This window comes from Cellulomonas sp. P2_F12 (assembly GCF_056403775.1).
Genome location: NZ_JBFUEV010000001.1, coordinates 749,612 through 763,713 on the forward strand (window position 1 = coordinate 749,612; position 14,102 = coordinate 763,713).

The 14,102-nt window shown below is 73.2% G+C and carries 16 protein-coding genes, 1 tRNA gene and 1 other RNA gene; 8 read left to right on the forward strand and 10 right to left on the reverse strand.

The genetic code is table 11. From position 1 onward, the window contains the following. Position 1 precedes the first annotated feature (1 nt). From AC1DWH_RS03460 to AC1DWH_RS03475, 4 genes are all read left to right on the forward strand, one after another. The gene (locus AC1DWH_RS03460) at positions 2-775 is read left to right on the forward strand and encodes an MBL fold metallo-hydrolase (RefSeq protein WP_477092482.1); all 774 of its coding nucleotides are present in this window, start codon (positions 2-4) and stop codon (positions 773-775) included. 5 nt (positions 776-780) lie between these two features. Next, positions 781-1,068 carry a DUF6191 domain-containing protein gene (locus AC1DWH_RS03465; RefSeq protein WP_477092483.1) on the forward strand — a complete coding sequence of 96 codons (288 nt, stop codon included), beginning with the start codon at positions 781-783 and terminating at the stop codon, positions 1,066-1,068. 39 nt (positions 1,069-1,107) lie between these two features. Further along, positions 1,108-1,527: a VOC family protein gene (locus tag AC1DWH_RS03470; protein ID WP_477092484.1), complete on the forward strand. Its 420-nt coding sequence runs from the start codon at positions 1,108-1,110 to the stop codon at positions 1,525-1,527. Positions 1,528-1,589: 62 nt separating this feature from the next. Next, on the forward strand, positions 1,590-1,853 hold the full coding sequence (locus AC1DWH_RS03475) for a hypothetical protein (protein ID WP_477092485.1): 264 nt from the start codon (positions 1,590-1,592) through the stop codon (positions 1,851-1,853). Here AC1DWH_RS03475 and AC1DWH_RS03480 read toward each other — a convergent pair. The 3 genes from AC1DWH_RS03480 to rnpB all read right to left on the reverse strand — a co-directional run bounded on the left by AC1DWH_RS03480 (position 1,846) and on the right by rnpB (position 4,806). Beyond that, entirely contained in the window at positions 1,846-2,295 is a 450-nt protein-coding gene (locus tag AC1DWH_RS03480; protein ID WP_477092486.1) for a GatB/YqeY domain-containing protein, read from the reverse strand. The two genes, AC1DWH_RS03475 and AC1DWH_RS03480, sit on opposite strands and share 8 nt — an antisense overlap. A 140-nt stretch (positions 2,296-2,435) precedes the next feature. Further along, positions 2,436-4,049, reverse strand: a complete 1,614-nt coding sequence (locus AC1DWH_RS03485; protein WP_477092487.1) for a hypothetical protein — start codon at positions 4,047-4,049, stop codon at positions 2,436-2,438. 374 nt (positions 4,050-4,423) lie between these two features. Further along, an RNA gene (gene rnpB, locus AC1DWH_RS03490) (RNase P RNA component class A) lies at positions 4,424-4,806 on the reverse strand. 78 nt (positions 4,807-4,884) lie between these two features. Here rnpB and AC1DWH_RS03495 point away from each other — a divergent pair. Next, on the forward strand, positions 4,885-5,178 hold the full coding sequence (locus AC1DWH_RS03495) for a LuxR C-terminal-related transcriptional regulator (protein WP_456843959.1): 294 nt from the start codon (positions 4,885-4,887) through the stop codon (positions 5,176-5,178). Here AC1DWH_RS03495 and AC1DWH_RS03500 read toward each other — a convergent pair. Further along, on the reverse strand, positions 5,160-5,543 hold the full coding sequence (locus AC1DWH_RS03500) for a tautomerase family protein (RefSeq protein ID WP_477092488.1): 384 nt from the start codon (positions 5,541-5,543) through the stop codon (positions 5,160-5,162). The genes AC1DWH_RS03495 and AC1DWH_RS03500 overlap by 19 nt on opposite strands. A gap of 47 nt (positions 5,544-5,590) precedes the next feature. Here AC1DWH_RS03500 and AC1DWH_RS03505 point away from each other — a divergent pair, with 47 nt between their 5' ends. After that, positions 5,591-6,370 carry a YaaA family protein gene (locus AC1DWH_RS03505; RefSeq protein WP_456843961.1) on the forward strand — a complete coding sequence of 260 codons (780 nt, stop codon included), beginning with the start codon at positions 5,591-5,593 and terminating at the stop codon, positions 6,368-6,370. After that, entirely contained in the window at positions 6,371-7,540 is a 1,170-nt protein-coding gene (locus tag AC1DWH_RS03510; RefSeq protein WP_477092489.1) for an SLC13 family permease, read from the forward strand. Between the two features lies 1 nt (position 7,541). Here AC1DWH_RS03510 and AC1DWH_RS03515 read toward each other — a convergent pair whose 3' ends face one another. The 6 genes from AC1DWH_RS03515 to AC1DWH_RS03540 form a co-directional block, all read right to left on the reverse strand. Further along, positions 7,542-8,273, reverse strand: coding sequence for a histidine phosphatase family protein (locus tag AC1DWH_RS03515; RefSeq protein WP_477092490.1), 732 nt, complete (start codon positions 8,271-8,273; stop codon positions 7,542-7,544). Positions 8,274-8,313: 40 nt separating this feature from the next. After that, the gene (locus AC1DWH_RS03520) at positions 8,314-9,060 is read right to left on the reverse strand and encodes a zinc ribbon domain-containing protein (protein WP_477092491.1); all 747 of its coding nucleotides are present in this window, start codon (positions 9,058-9,060) and stop codon (positions 8,314-8,316) included. Then, positions 9,057-10,256, reverse strand: a complete 1,200-nt coding sequence (locus AC1DWH_RS03525; RefSeq protein ID WP_477092492.1) for a Nif3-like dinuclear metal center hexameric protein — start codon at positions 10,254-10,256, stop codon at positions 9,057-9,059. Before AC1DWH_RS03525 ends, AC1DWH_RS03520 begins: the two co-directional genes overlap by 4 nt. Before the next feature lie 22 nt (positions 10,257-10,278). Continuing rightward, positions 10,279-11,133, reverse strand: coding sequence for an MOSC domain-containing protein (locus tag AC1DWH_RS03530; RefSeq protein ID WP_477092493.1), 855 nt, complete (start codon positions 11,131-11,133; stop codon positions 10,279-10,281). A 47-nt stretch (positions 11,134-11,180) separates the two neighbouring features. Further along, positions 11,181-11,254: transfer RNA gene (locus tag AC1DWH_RS03535), tRNA-Val, on the reverse strand. A 60-nt stretch (positions 11,255-11,314) separates the two neighbouring features. Continuing rightward, on the reverse strand, positions 11,315-11,785 hold the full coding sequence (locus tag AC1DWH_RS03540; protein ID WP_477092494.1) for a peroxiredoxin: 471 nt from the start codon (positions 11,783-11,785) through the stop codon (positions 11,315-11,317). Between the two features lie 389 nt (positions 11,786-12,174). Between AC1DWH_RS03540 and AC1DWH_RS03545 the strand changes: the two genes are divergently transcribed. Next, complete coding sequence (locus AC1DWH_RS03545) at positions 12,175-14,073, forward strand: hypothetical protein (protein WP_477092495.1); 1,899 nt, start codon at positions 12,175-12,177, stop codon at positions 14,071-14,073. The last annotated feature ends 29 nt before the right edge of the window (positions 14,074-14,102 follow it).

Genomic DNA, 14,102 nt, shown 5'->3' on the forward strand with positions numbered 1-14,102 from the left:
CGTGCGCGACCTGGTGGAGGTCGCGCCGGGTGTACACGTCGCGACGAGTCAGGTGTACACGACGACCTCGACGGTCGTCGTCGGCGCGGACGGGACCTGCCTGGTGGTCGACCCGGCTGTCACGGCCAGCGAGGTCGACGGGCTCGCGGACGCGATCCGGACGCACGGCTGGACCCCCGTCGCTGTGTGGTCGACCCACGCGCACTGGGACCACGTGCTCGACGGTCGGGGGCTGACCGGGCTCCCCCGCTGGTCGGCCGGCGCGTCGGGCACCGATGCGGAGACCCTGGCCGCCGAGAGGGACGCCGACCCCGAGCTCGCCCGGACCGGGGAGGCACCGGCGCCGATCGCTGCGCTGGTGGCGCCGTACCCGCAGCGCACCGCCGGGGTGCTCGACTGGGCCGGACCGCCGGTGCACGTGCTCCAGCACTCCGCGCACGCAAACCCGCACACGGCGCTGCACCTGCCCGACGCCGGCGTGCTCGTCGCGGGCGACATGCTCTCCGACGTCGAGATCCCGTTGCTCGACCTGTCCGCCGACGACCCCGTCGGCGACTACCTCGCCGCGCTGGACCTGCTCGCGTCCGTCGACGCGACGGTCGTCGTCCCGGGGCACGGCCGCGCCGGGAGCGCGGACGAGCTCCACCGACGGCTCGTCGCCGACCGCGCCTACCTGGCCGCGCTGGTGTCCGGCGACGGCCGCCCCGACGAGCGCCTCGCTCTGCCGTGGACGGTGGCCGCCCACGCCGCTCACGTCGCGGCCGTGGGACCCTGAGCGACATGGGATGGGTCGTCGCGGGAAGCGTCGTCGCCGTCGCGCTCGTGCTGGTCGCGGTCGACCGCATGGTCGCGCGCGGGTGGTTCGACCGCCGACGCCCGCGCGAGCGCCCGTCCGGCGAGGGCGTCGGTGCCAGCGGCATGCTGGGCGACTTCATCGAGGTGTTCCAGCCCAACCGGGTGCACCTGACCGCCGAGCAGGAGCGACAGAAGCTCGACATCCACCAGACCGGCGACGCCGCTCCCCCGCTCGACCTCGACTCCGGCGTCGTGCGGATCGACCCGAGATAGGGCTCGCGCCCGTCGGCGGCTGCCTCTAGCGTGCCGAGCATGACGATCGCCGTGTCGCACCTGACCATCGACTGCGCCGACCCGCACACCCTCTCTCAGTGGTGGTGCGACGTGCTCGGCTGGAGCTACGTCTGGCCCCCGTCGGCCGACGACGAGGAGATCGGCATCGACCCGCCCGAGGGCGGCGCGACCGGCTGGCTGTTCATCAAGGTCCCCGACGCGAAGGTCGTGAAGAACCGGCTGCACGTCGACCTGCGGCCGGCCAACGGCTCCGACCAGGCCACGGAGCTCGAACGGCTCCTGTCTCTCGGCGCCACCCGCGTCGACATCGGCCAGCAGGACGTCCTCTGGCACGTGCTGGCCGACCCCGAGGGGAACGAGTTCTGCCTGCTGCGCCGGACGCCCGAGCAGGCCGCCGCGGCCCTCGCGGAGGAGCTCGCCGCGCTCGCGGAGGGCTGACCGGAACCACTCGCACGGGTGACAGGTGCGCGCCGGGCTCGACATCCCGCAGGGTCACCTGGATGCGCCTGTGGACGTCGCGGGACCTCGACAGCGACGCGCAGATCCAGGACCCGTCCGCGTGGCTGTTCAACCTCGCGTTCTCGGCGAGCGACCTGGGCCTGCACGTCCGCGACACCTACGCGTTCGACGGCGACCTGCGGTTCTTCGACCGGGACGGCTCGTGGCTCGTCGTGATGCCCGAGCCGCCCCTGCCGTGGACGAGCGACGTCGCCTCGGTGCTGGCGGGACGGTCCTACCAGCGCCTCGACGCCACCGTCAGCTGAGCGCCGCGCGCACCAGCGTCGACAGCTTCTTGCCGTCCGCCGACGCCCCGGCCCGCGCCGTGGCCTCCTTCATGACCGCGCCCATGTCCCGCACCGATGTGGCACCGACGTCGTCGATGACGGACGACACCAGCGCCGCGAGCTCGTCGTCCGACAGCTGCGCGGGCAGGTACGTCTCGATGAGGTCCGCCTCCGCCGTCTCGGTCGCGGCCCGCTCGGGCGCGTTGGCGTCGGCGTAGATCTGGGCGGAGTCGCGCCGCTTCTTCACCTCGCGCGCCAGGATCTTGAGCACCTCGTCCTCGGACAGCTCCTTCTCGACCGTCCCGGCCTTGGCCTCGAACCGCACCGCGCCGATGATCTGGCGCAGGATGCCCGTGCGGTCCGTGTCCCGGGCCTTCATGGCGGTGGTCAGGTCGGACGTCAGCTGGTCGAGGGTGCTCATGGGAGCCATCGTGCCCCGCCGACGTGGATCGGCGCAGTCGGAATGTGCGCAGCGGACAGTGGTGCGGGACCCTTCGCAGGCGCCGCACCACTGACCGTGTGCTCAACGACCGCACCCACGCAGGCGTGTGGTCACGACCCTCAGCGCGTGCCCCGCCGACGGATCACCGTCAGGCCGAGGCCGGACAGCCCGAGGATCAGTGCTGCACCCAGCGTGATCGCCACGCCGTCGCTCCCGGTCTGCGCGAGCTCAGCCGCGGCAGGGTCCTCCGCAGCGAGGACCTGGGAGTAGAACCCGGCCGGCACGGATGCGTCCGCGGCAAGGACCTCGTCGACCAGGGCCGGGTCGGTCGGAACCACGGCCGGGTCGGTCGGGACCCCGGCCGGGTCGGTCGGAACACCGGGCTCGCCCACGAGCGGAGCCAGGGACGCGAACGGCTGGGTGTGGCAGCCGACGTCCTGGCTGCCGACGACCGCCGACTGGCCCTCGTTGACATAGATGCGGAGCGACCCGACGATCGGGTCGACCAGAGCGTCAACGGCCACGTCGTTCGACTCGTAGTAGCCGCCCTTCAGCGTGGCGTCCGGGAAGATGCCCTGCTGCGAGGTCCAGAAGCGCCCGTCGCTGTCGTAGTGCAGCTGCGCGCTCAGGTCACCACCGTCGAGGATCACGCCTCCCCACCAGATGCCGGACGACGCGACCAGGTCGGTGCCCAGCCCGCCGGCGATGTCGGACAGGTGCGTCCCCGCCGGGAGGTCGAGACGAGCCCAGGCCGAGCCCGCACCCACCGTGCCGTCGAGGCGCAGACCGCCCTCGACGTACGCGGAGCCGCTCTCGGGCTTGAGGACCCAGCCCCGCGTGTCGACGTCGGTGCTGACCGGCAGGATGTCGTGCTGCTCGCACGTCGTGACGGTGATGCCGGGAGGTGCCACCGGCGCGGCGCAGTCCTCGTCCGTGAACGCAGCCGGCATCCGGAAGTCGACCAGGGTCGTGTGGTCCTGTCCGAACGAGTAGCCGGGGTCGGCCGCGTACGTGATCCGGTAGTGACCTGCGAGCGGTCCGGGGTAGTCGCCCGAGTAGAACAGGCCGAACTCAGCCGGGGTCATCGGGACGTCGTCGAACACGGCGTCGGTGATGTGCGCGCCCTTCCACGTCAGGCTCGCGGCGCCGTCGCGGTCCGTGCACGACGGGGCGACCGTGACGTGGAAGTCGACCGAGGCCGCATCGCAGGTCACCGCCGGGACGGCGTCGTGGCCCGGGACGTCCACGACGCGGATCGTGGGCTCACCCCGAGCGGGCACAGCCGGGATCGCCGGCGTCGCGGGCACCGCCGGAGCCCAGGTCCCGGTCCAGAGGAACCAGCTGCCGTTCCCCTCCCCCGTCTGGTACGGGACGTTCGGGTGCAGCTTCCCCTCCTCGTGCTTCTGGCCGTTCGGGTCGCTGCCGGGAGCGTGCCAGGCGGGGTCGTCGAGCGGCGGCTGGCCGGAACCGTCGTAGTTGCCCGTGTAGTTGTGCCAGACGAGGTCGTTCCAGCGCGCGTCCACACCGGGTGTGCCGGGGACAGCAGGCGTGGACGGCACGTAGTCCGGGTTCGGGACGTCCTTGTACGTCGTCTCGACGGCGGCGGATCCCTCGGACGGGATGCAGATGTCCGGTGGCGAGTCCGGCGCGCGCTCGTCGGCGAGCGCGGCAGCCCCCGTGCCGAGCACGAGCGCAAGGCTCGCCCCCAGCGCGATCAGGGTCCTTCTGAGCATGTCGTTCCCTCTCGGCGTGTCCGCTGGGCGCGGACGATCAACGCTGCCCAGGAACGCGGTGCCTGTTCTCGAGCAGTCACGGGTACACCCGTCCGGCATGTCGTGACCGGGATGCTGGGAGTTCGTGGATGAACGCCATGACGAGCCGCAGGGACTCGCAGGAGCTCGGGTGCCGGCACGAGGACGCAGCACACCGACGGGCTGCGGTCCGCCGAGTGGTTCCGGCCTGCGCAACAGTCCCAGCAATGGGTTATGTCAATTGTGCGCGAGCGCTGCGTGCCCCACCTGGGCCCAAGGTCCACCACGGGACGGGGCGCTCTCGCGCGGGAATCGAGGCTTCCGTCGAGCGTCTGTGCAGGTCAGAGCCGTAAGGGCGGATGAGTCAGTCGATACGCCGGGTTCTGTCCTCGCGCGCGGTTGCCCGCAGCTGCGCGAGTGGCGGCCATCCCTCTACGACGTACGTTGCCGCACGCCTCCAGCGGCCTACCCGGGAGCTCGGGCGAGCAGCCCTCGAACGCTCCCTGTCTGACCTTGCTCCGGGTGGGGTTTACCAAGCCGCACCGGTCACCCGGCACGCTGGTGGTCTCTTACACCACCGTTTCACCCTTACCCGACCGGCGGACCGGTCGGGCGGTCTGTTCTCTGTGGCACTGTCCCGCGGGTCACCCCGGGTGGGCGTTACCCACCACCCTGCTCTACGGAGCCCGGACGTTCCTCGGCGAGCCCGAGGGCTCGACGCGGCCGCCTGACTGACTCATCCGCGGCGACAGCCTACCGGGCCGAACGTTCGGCGAACTTCACCCATCCGTCGTCCCCACCGCTCCGAACCACGGGTATGGAGACCACACACGGACTGACCCGGCGCGAGCGCGTGATCCTCGCCCACCTGGCCCTGCCCCTCACGCTCGGCGAGATCGCCGCGTCGTTGTTCGTCACCCGGAACACGGTGAAGTCGCAGGTCCGCTCGATCTACATGAAGCTCGGCGTCGCCGACCGCGAGTCGGCGCTCTCGGTGGGACGCGCGCGTGGGCTGGTGCCGGCCGACCTCGGGATGCCCGAGGTGGACGAGGCGCGGCGACGCCGGCCGATGGACGTACCGGTGCCCGCGGTTCAGACGTCGACGCGATAGGTCAGCGGCAGCTCGTCGCCCGAGACCCCGCGGATGCCCCAGTTCTCCGGCGGGCTCTCGATGATGATGACCTCCAGGTCGTCGGCGGACAGGCCCAGCGTGGGCGCGACGTCGTCGAAGAAGGCGGCGATGAGCGCGCGGCGGGCCTCCCGGCTGCGTCCGGTGAAGCAGAGGATCTCGACCACCAGGTAGTCCTTGCCGCGAGGCGCCACGAGGTCGTCGCCGTCGAGGAGCAGGAAGCGGTGGAACCGCTTGTCCTGGGGCAGCCCCCACGTGCCCGTGATGACGCGGTGGATCGCGTCCGACACCGAGCCGCGGCGGTCCTGCCAGACGTCGCGGCGGCCGTAGATCTTGACGTGCGCCATGCGGTCCTCCTCGCGCTCGGGCGTCGCGCGGAGCCTACAGTTCAGGCGTGCTCGTGCTCCTGCCGCCCTCCGAGGGCAAGACGCCGCCGCGCGCCCGCGGCCCCCAGCTCGATCTCGACGGCCTCTCCGCGCCCGGGCTCACACCCGTCCGCGAGAAGGTCCTCGACGCGTTGATCGAGGTCAGCGCCTCGCCCGACGCGATGCAGGTGCTCGGCGTGGGTGCGAGCCTCGCCGACGAGGTCGCGCGCAACACCGGGCTGCGGGCGGCTCCGACGGCCCCCGCGAAGCGCGTGTACTCCGGCGTGCTCTACGCCGCGGCCGGCCTCGATCGCCTCACGCCGACGGGCCGGGCGCGTGCGGCGGAGAGCGTCCGGATCGTGTCGGGCCTGTGGGGGCTGGTGGCGCCCGACGACCAGATCCCCGCGTACCGACTCTCCATGGCCACGCACCTGCCGGGCATCGGCCATCTCCCGGGTGCGTGGCGCGACCCGCTCGGCGTGGAGCTCACCGGCCGGCCCGAGGGTGAGCTGGTGGTCGACTGCCGGTCTGCGACCTACCTCGCGGCGTGGCACCCGCCGGCGTCGGCGGACTGGGTGGCCGTCCGTGTGCTGCGCGAGCTCGACGGGCAGCGGTCCGTGGTCTCGCACAACGCCAAGCACACCCGCGGCGTGCTCACACGGCACCTGCTGACGCGGCGCGGCCGAGCACCGCACGACGCGGCGTCCCTCGCTCGGGTCGCCCACGAGCTGGTGGGCACCGACCTGCTGGCGGTCGAGCTGGGCCCGCCGGCGCGCGGTGCCCGCACCCTCTCGCTCGTCGTGGCCTGAGTGGCACGCCGCCGGCACGTGCCCTGGTGGCTCGTCGCCGTCGTCGTGAGCACGGCGGCGGTCGCGACGGGCGCGCTGCCCGCCGACGATGCCCGGGCCCTGGCCGAACGGACGCTGCCGGTGCTCGTGTTCGTCGCCGGCCTCACGGTCGTCGCCGAGATGTGCGCGGGCGCAGGGCTCTTCGACTTCGCCGCCGGGCTGGCGTCCCGCCTCGCACGCGGCCGCCGCTGGGCACTGTGGGGTCTGGTCGTGGTGCTCGCGACGGTGAGCACGGCCGTGCTGTCGCTCGACACGACCGCGGTGCTGCTCACGCCGGTGGTCATCGCGCTCGCCCGACGCACGCACACGCCGCCGCTGCCGTTCGCGCTCGCCGTGCTGGCGCTGGCCAACACGGCGTCCCTCGTGCTCCCCGTGTCCAACCTGACCAACCTGCTGGCCGACCACAACCTGCGCCAGGCCGGCGTCGGCTACCTCGGGCTGATGTGGGCCCCCGCGCTCGCGGCCATCGTCGTGACCCTGCTCGTCCTGGCGATCCGGGACGGACGCTCGTTGGCCGGCCACTACGACTCGCACCCGCCGCGCCCACCGCGGGACCGCGTGCTGCTCGGGCTCTGCGCGGCCGCCGTCGGAGTGCTCGCCGTCGCCTTCGTCGTCGGCGCCCCGACCGCGCCGACCGCCGTCGGCGTCGCGGTCGTGCTGCTCGCCGCGACGCTGCTGCGGCACCAGAAGCTGCCCGTCGCCGCGCGCGACCTCGTCCCGTGGCGGACGCTGCTGGTCGTCCTCGGGCTGTTCGTCGTGGTCGAGACGGCGCACGCCCACGGCCTCGGCACCCTGCTCGCGCACGCGGCCGGGACCGGCGGCACGGCGGGCGACCTGCTCCGGCTGGCCGCCGTGGGCGCGCTGACGTCGAACGCGATCAACAACCTGCCCGCCTACCTGGCGCTCGAGCCCGCCGCCGCGACCGACCCGGTGCGGCTCGCCGCGCTGCTCATCGGCACCGGCGTCGGCCCGCTCCTCACGCCGTGGGGCTCCCTGGCGACCGTGCTGTGGTGGCAGCGGTGCCGGACCGTGCTGCTCGACGTCCACGCCGGGACGATCGTGCGACAGGGGCTCGTGCTCGCGCCGCTGGCGGTCGTCGCCGCCACGCTGGCGCTCGTCGCGAGCAGCTGACTCAGCCTCGCGACGACCAGCCCTCGCTCGGCACGCCGACCACGGCGATCTCGTCCCTCCGGTCCGCGAACAGCCGCACGATGCTCACCGACGCCGGCGCCACCCGCAGCTGGCTCCACGACGACGGCTGGGCGCCCATGGTCACGCCGAGCGCCGCCCGGATCGACACGGCATGGCTGACGACGACCACGGTCCGGTCGACGCCGCCCGCCAGCAACCCGTCCAGGCCGGCCTGCAGGCGGCGACCGACGTCCTCGATCGACTCTCCGCCGGGCGGCCGCACGTTCGCCCTGGTGTGCCACGGCTCGAGCTGCCCCGGCCACCGCTCCTCGATCTGCTCGGCGGTCAGCCCCTGCCACTCGCCGAAGTCGGCCTCCTGGAACGTCGCGTCCGTCCGGACCGCGAGGCCCAGCCGCTCGGCGATGATGGCGCTCGTCTGCTGCGTGCGCACCATGGGTGAGGCGATGACCTCGGTGGGGTACGGGATGTCGCCCCAGAGGTCACGGCCGACGCGGTCCACCAGGTCGGCCGCGTCGCGCGCCTGCCGCAGACCGGTCTCGTCTAGGGGCGGACCGGGCTCGCCGGACCCCGAGTACCCGCGGGCGACGGTCATGGTCGTCTGGCCGTGCCGGACGAGCACCACCGTGACGGGCTGCTCCTGGTCGAACCGGACGCCGGCCCCCGACGGTCGAGGGGCGCGGCCTGGTGAGCTGGGCGAGGCGACGTCGGTCACGATCGCAGTCTTGCCCTCACGGCCACGATTGGCGACCCGGTCAGCCCCGGGCGGGCTCCGGGAGCCGGACCAGGATGCGCCCGCACTCCTCGCACCGGACCACCTGGTCCTGCGGTGCGTTGACGATCGCCTCCACGTCGAGCGGGTTCAGCTCGAGCCGGCAGCTCTCGCACCGCCGCCCGCGCAGCGCGCCGGCTCCCTTGCCGCCCAGCTGGGCGCGCAGCTTCTCGTAGAGAGTCACCAGCCCGGCGTCCAGGCCCTCGACCGCCTTCGCGCGCTCGGCACGCACCGAGTCGGCGTCCGCGTCGAGCGCCGCGAAGGCAGCATCGCGCTGCGCCACGACCTCGGCCCGGTTGCCCGCGAGCGACCCGTGCGCGGTGGTCACCTCGGCCAGCGCGGTCTCGTGCGCCTCGAGCCGCTCCATGACGTCGAGCTCGACCTCCTCGAGCTCCGACTGCCGACGACCCAGCGCGACGAGCTCGCTCTGCAGCGCCTGGAGGTCCTTCGGGCTGCCCTGACCGGAGTCGAGCCGGGCCTGGTCGCGCGCCGCGCGGACCCGCACCTGCTCGACGTCGGCCTCTGCCTTGGTGAGCTCGCGCCGCAGGTCGCTCACCGCGGTCTGCGAGGTCACCAGCGCCGTGTGCAGGTCGGTGACCTGGGAGTCCAGCTCGATCAGCCGGGCCAGCTCGGGCAGCGTGCGCTTCTTGTGGGCGATCTGGTCCAGGCGGGTGTCGAGCTCCTGGACGTCGAGCAGTCGGCGCTGGTCCGCTGCGGGGGCTGTGGTCACGTGTGTCCTTCGGTCGAAGCGTGTGGTGCGGCCGGCTCGGGGCTCGCGACGCGACCCGTCCACGGGTCGGTGCGCAGCGTGCTGACGCGCGTCTCCACCGTAGTCCCCGCGGCCGTGAGGTCGGCCTCGAGCGCGCGGGCGGCGTGGGCGAGCCACGGCCACTCGGAGGCGAAGTGGGCGACGTCGACGAGGTATGGCGTCGCGGCACCCTCGAAGGCCGCCCGCTCCCGCAGCTCGGACGTCGGGTGGTGGCGCAGGTCGGCGGTGACGTAGGCGTCGACCCGCGCCGCGCGCACGGCGTCGAACAGCGAGTCGCCCGATCCGCCGACCACGGCGACGCGCTGGACCCGACCGTCGGGGTCGCCGGCGAAGCGCACGCCCTGGACGGTCGCGGGAAGGGCAGAGGCCACGGCCGTGGCGAAGTCGCGCAGCGTCGTCGGCCGCTCCAGCGTGCCGACCCGGCCGGTCCCCGTGTCCCCGGGCCACGTCGCCAGCTCGAGCACGTCGAACGCGGGCTCCTCGTAGGGGTGCGCCGCGCGCATCGCGGCGACGACCGCACCGCGCAGCCGCCGCGGCGCCACCATCTCCACGCGCGCCTCGACCACGCGCGACACCTGTCCGGCGGACCCGAGCGTGGGAGAGGCGTCCGACGACGGCGTGAACGTCCCCTCGCCCGTCGACGTCCAGGCGCACCGCGAGTACTCGCCGATCGCGCCGGCGCCGGCCGCGGCCAGCGCGTCGACCAGCCGTTCGGCGCCGTCGACCGGGACGAACACGACGTGCTTGTCCAGCGGCGCGTCCGGGGCCGGGTCCAGGGGCACGGTGCCGACGAGCCCGAGGGCCTCGGCGAGCGCGTCGGCGACCCCGCCGGTCGCCGCGTCGGCGTTCGTGTGCGCCGTGAAGAGCGCGGTCCCCGAGCGGACGAGCCGGTGCAGCAGCGCCCCCTTGAACGTCGTCGCGGCGATCGAGTGAACCGGTCGCAGCAGGAGCGGGTGGTGCGTCACGACGAGGTCGGCCTGCCACTCCACCGCCTCGTCGACCACCGCTGCGACGGGGTCGACGGCGAACAGCACGCGGCGGACCGGCTGGTCCGGGTCGCCCGTCACGAGCCCGACGGCGTCCCAGGACTCGGCAGTCGCCGGGGGGTACCGGCGCTCGAGCAGCGGCAGGACGTCGGCAAGTCGGGGCGCGCTCACGTCCCGCACGCTACCTGCCGGCTCATCGCACCTCGACGGCATCGCCGACCGCGACGTTCCCCGTCCGCACGGGGACCATCTGGATGCCGAACCACAGCTCGCCGTCCCAGCGGCGGTGCCGGGCGAGCGTCACGAGCGGCTCGCGCCCCTTCACCTGCGTGTCGGGGTCGATCGTCGTCATCACGCACCGCCCGCACAGGTCCGCGAACCGCAGCTCGACGTCGCCGACGACCAGGGTGGACCAGCGGTCCTCCGCGAACGCCTCGAGGTCGCCGTCGACCACCAGGTTGGGCCGGAACCGCCTCATGTCCAGCGGCTGACGCGGCCCGGGTGCGGCCTCGCCGCGCCTGAGCGCACGCTCCACGCGCTCGTCGTGCACCTCGGACGCCCAGGCGTCGAGCCGGGCCAGCGAGGCCGTGGTGGTCACGTGCAGCGGGCCGCTGTCGTTGAGGGACATCGGGTCGTCCAGGGTGCCGCCGTGCTTCTCCGCCATGCCGCGCCGGGCCGGGTCGTCCAGCCAGAGCAGCCGCGCGGGGCGACCCAGCAGCGCGGTGCACCACGCGTCGGCCTCGGCACCGGCGCCCGTGGCGGTCTCGATGCGGCTCATCCGCACGGGCACGTCGGCCCGCCCGCTCGGCTCGGGCACCACCATCGGTCCGCGTCCCGGGGCGGTGAGGAGCACGCCGCCGTCGACCGTGGTCGCGCGAGCCCCGAGCATCACCGGGTGCTTGCGCGCGGTGAGCGTCTCGCCGGACTCGTCGACGAGCATCCACCGGCGGTCGCCGCGCGGCCCGGAGGTGTCGACGCTCATCGCGTCCAGCGGGGTCCCCGCGAGGGACTTCACCGGGTAGACGGTGAGGGCGGAGACGAAAGGCATGGCCGGACCTTAACAACGGCCGGCGCTGCCGACGGTGACGTGCGGGGTGGGCCCGGCCGGTTTCGAACCGGCGACCTCCGCGGTGTAAGCGCGGCGCTCTGACCAGCTGAGCTACAGGCCCCGACGGGCGCCCGGCTGGCGGGCGTCTCGACGGGCGCTCAGCCTACCGGCGCGCCCACCGTCAGGCGGCGAGGTCCGCGAGGGCCGCACGGTAGGACGAGAAGTCCCGCGCACGCCCGGGAGGGTTGACCACGCTCCAGCGCAGCACGCCCTCCGCGTCCACGAGGAAGCTCCCCCGCACGGCGAACCCGCGGGAGTCGTCGAAGACGCCGTACGCACGCGCGACCTCGCCGTGCGGCCAGAAGTCGGACAGCAGGTCGAACCCGAATCCCTCCTGGGCTGCCCACGCGCGCAGCGAGTGCCCCGGGTCGCAGGAGACGACGAGGACGTGGACGCCGGCCGCCTCGAACTCGCTGATGTTGTCCCGCAGCTCGCACAGCTCGCCGGTGCACGTCCCCGAGAACGCGAACGGGACGAAGACGATCACGACGGGTCCGCCGCGCAGCCCGCTGAGGGTCACCGGGGTGCCGTGGGTGTCGCGCAGGGAGAAGTCGGGGGCCGGGGCGCCGAGCGCCGGGGTGCTGTCTGCCATGCCGCGGACTGTAACAACTGCGGACCACTCTTTCGTGGCGAGCCGAATGTCCACATCGTGGACACGGCCCTCGTCGACATCTGACCGCTCTCCGTTGACGCGGGCACGGTCGCCGTGCTCCCCCCGTCGTCACGCGTCTCACCAGGCGTTCTATAACGGTTAGGTCACGACGTACCACGCCATGACACCCGGTTTCAGGGCCAACCGGGTGAACCCGACACGAGCGGCGCAAGTGGGCGACCTGGACATCCGATCTACTCGTGGGCACCATTCTTCCCAACTCGCGCGCAGGACGGCCGTCCAGCCGTTCGGCGCGGTCGGGAAGAGATGCCAGAACGACGCCCGTCCCACCGCCTGGCGGGGTCCGCCGCCATGACAGAGGAATGTGCATGCTGACTCGCTTCCGCAAGACACTCGTTGCCGCCGCCCTCGCCGCCGGCCTGCTCGCGATCCCTCTGGCCCTCCCGCAGATGGCCCAGGCAGACACCCAGGCGTGCGCCCCATCGCGAAGCGATCGGCTGATCCCGGGTGAGAGCCTCGCGGCCGGCCAGAAGATCACGTCGCTGAACGGCAAGTACACGTTCGGCCTCGAGACCGACGGCACCGTGGCGATCCGGACGGCCGCGGGCGGTGCCCTGTGGAAGAAAGGTCCGTTCGGCAGCGGCTCGACCCTCGCCGTCGAGGCCGGCAGCGACCTGGTCCTGCGCGACAAGGCCGACGTCGTCCGCTGGCACACGGGCGTGCTGTCCGACTGCGCCGCCGTCGTGATGCTCGGCGACGGGCGGGTCGTCCTGGCCGAGAACACCACGGAGCTGTGGAGCGTCCCCGCGTCCCGCCCCAAGAGTGTCTCGGTCGAGGGCTGGGACCCGACCAAGCCGCCGACGGCGACGTGCTCCCCCGTGGCCGCCGACCGTCTCGTCCCTGGCCAGAGCCTCAAGGTCGGCCAGCAGATCTCGTCGTCGGGGGGCAAGTTCGCCTTCGTCCTCGATGCCAACGGCGACCTGATCATCCGGACGGCAGCCGGCGGGTCGATCTGGAAGAAGTCCGGCGGCGCAGGCGCGCACCTCGACCTCACGACCAGCGGTGACCTCCGGCTCCTCAAGGCCGACGGCACGCTCGTCTGGCACAACGAGGTGGCCTCCAGCTGCGCACCGGTCGTCGTCCAGGACGACGGACGCGTGGTCGCGATCTCCGGCGGCGCCGTCGTCTGGGCGATCCCGACCAACCGGGGCACGGCGACCGCGACCCCCTCCGCGACCCCGACGCCGGTCCCCTCGGTGACCGCGAAGCCGGCGCCGGCCCCCACGGCCACGCCCACCGCCACGCCGAAGCCGACGCCCACGCCGACGCCCACCGCGACGGTCAAGCCGACCCCGACCCCGACGCCCACCGCGCCGGCGGCGCCGGCCCAGCCGGGCACCCGCGACGCCACGTACTACCCGTTCTCCTCGAACGCACCGTGGAACATCGCCATCGGCTCGGGCGCGAAGTACGAGTCCGTGACGGCTCCCCGCACGCACGACTTCCTCGCCGAGACCTCCGTGGTCAACTCGGTGCGCTGGTCGATCGCGGTGAAGGTGGCCACGTCCGCCGACCCGATCGCCACGGTCACCAACCTCTCCAACGGCGCCGTCTACAAGGTGCGGGTCCCCCGTGACACGCAGCCGACGTACGGCACGGACATGCACGTGGGCGTCATCCAGCCCGACGGCATCACCGGCTGGGAGTTCTACAAGTTCACCAACGTCGGCACCGACAAGTGGACGACGACCCGCGCCGTGCAGACCGACCTGCGTGGCGACGGCATGGTCGACGGCGCGCGCGCCTCGGGCATCTCCTTCTACATCGGCCTGATCCGCGAGAAGGAGCTGAAGGCGCTCTCGATCAAGCACGTGCTGGCCATCGGGCTCCCCGACGAGCTGCTGAAGGACGGGCCGGTCTGGCCCGCCCGGACGCAGGACTCCAACGGCTCCACGGCCTACTCGGGCAACGTGCCGATGGGGACCATGGCGGCGATCCCGCCGTCGGTCGACATCGACTCGATGAAGCTGAGCCCCGAGGGCAAGGCGCTCGGCCACGCGCTGCAGGACTACGGCGCACTCGTGCTGGTGCGCTCGGGAACGGCGTCCCTGTTCTGCGAGCAGTCGTGCGACCCCGCCCAGGCGACGGCCGCGAACAACGACTTCCGCCAGCTGTACCCGCTGATGCGCGTGGTCACCAACAACACCGCGGCGACCCCGGGTGGTGGCGGCACGCCGCGCCAGCCGGCCCTGCCGGGCGTCAAGTGACGGTTCGCCGCACCTGACACGAGCAGAGG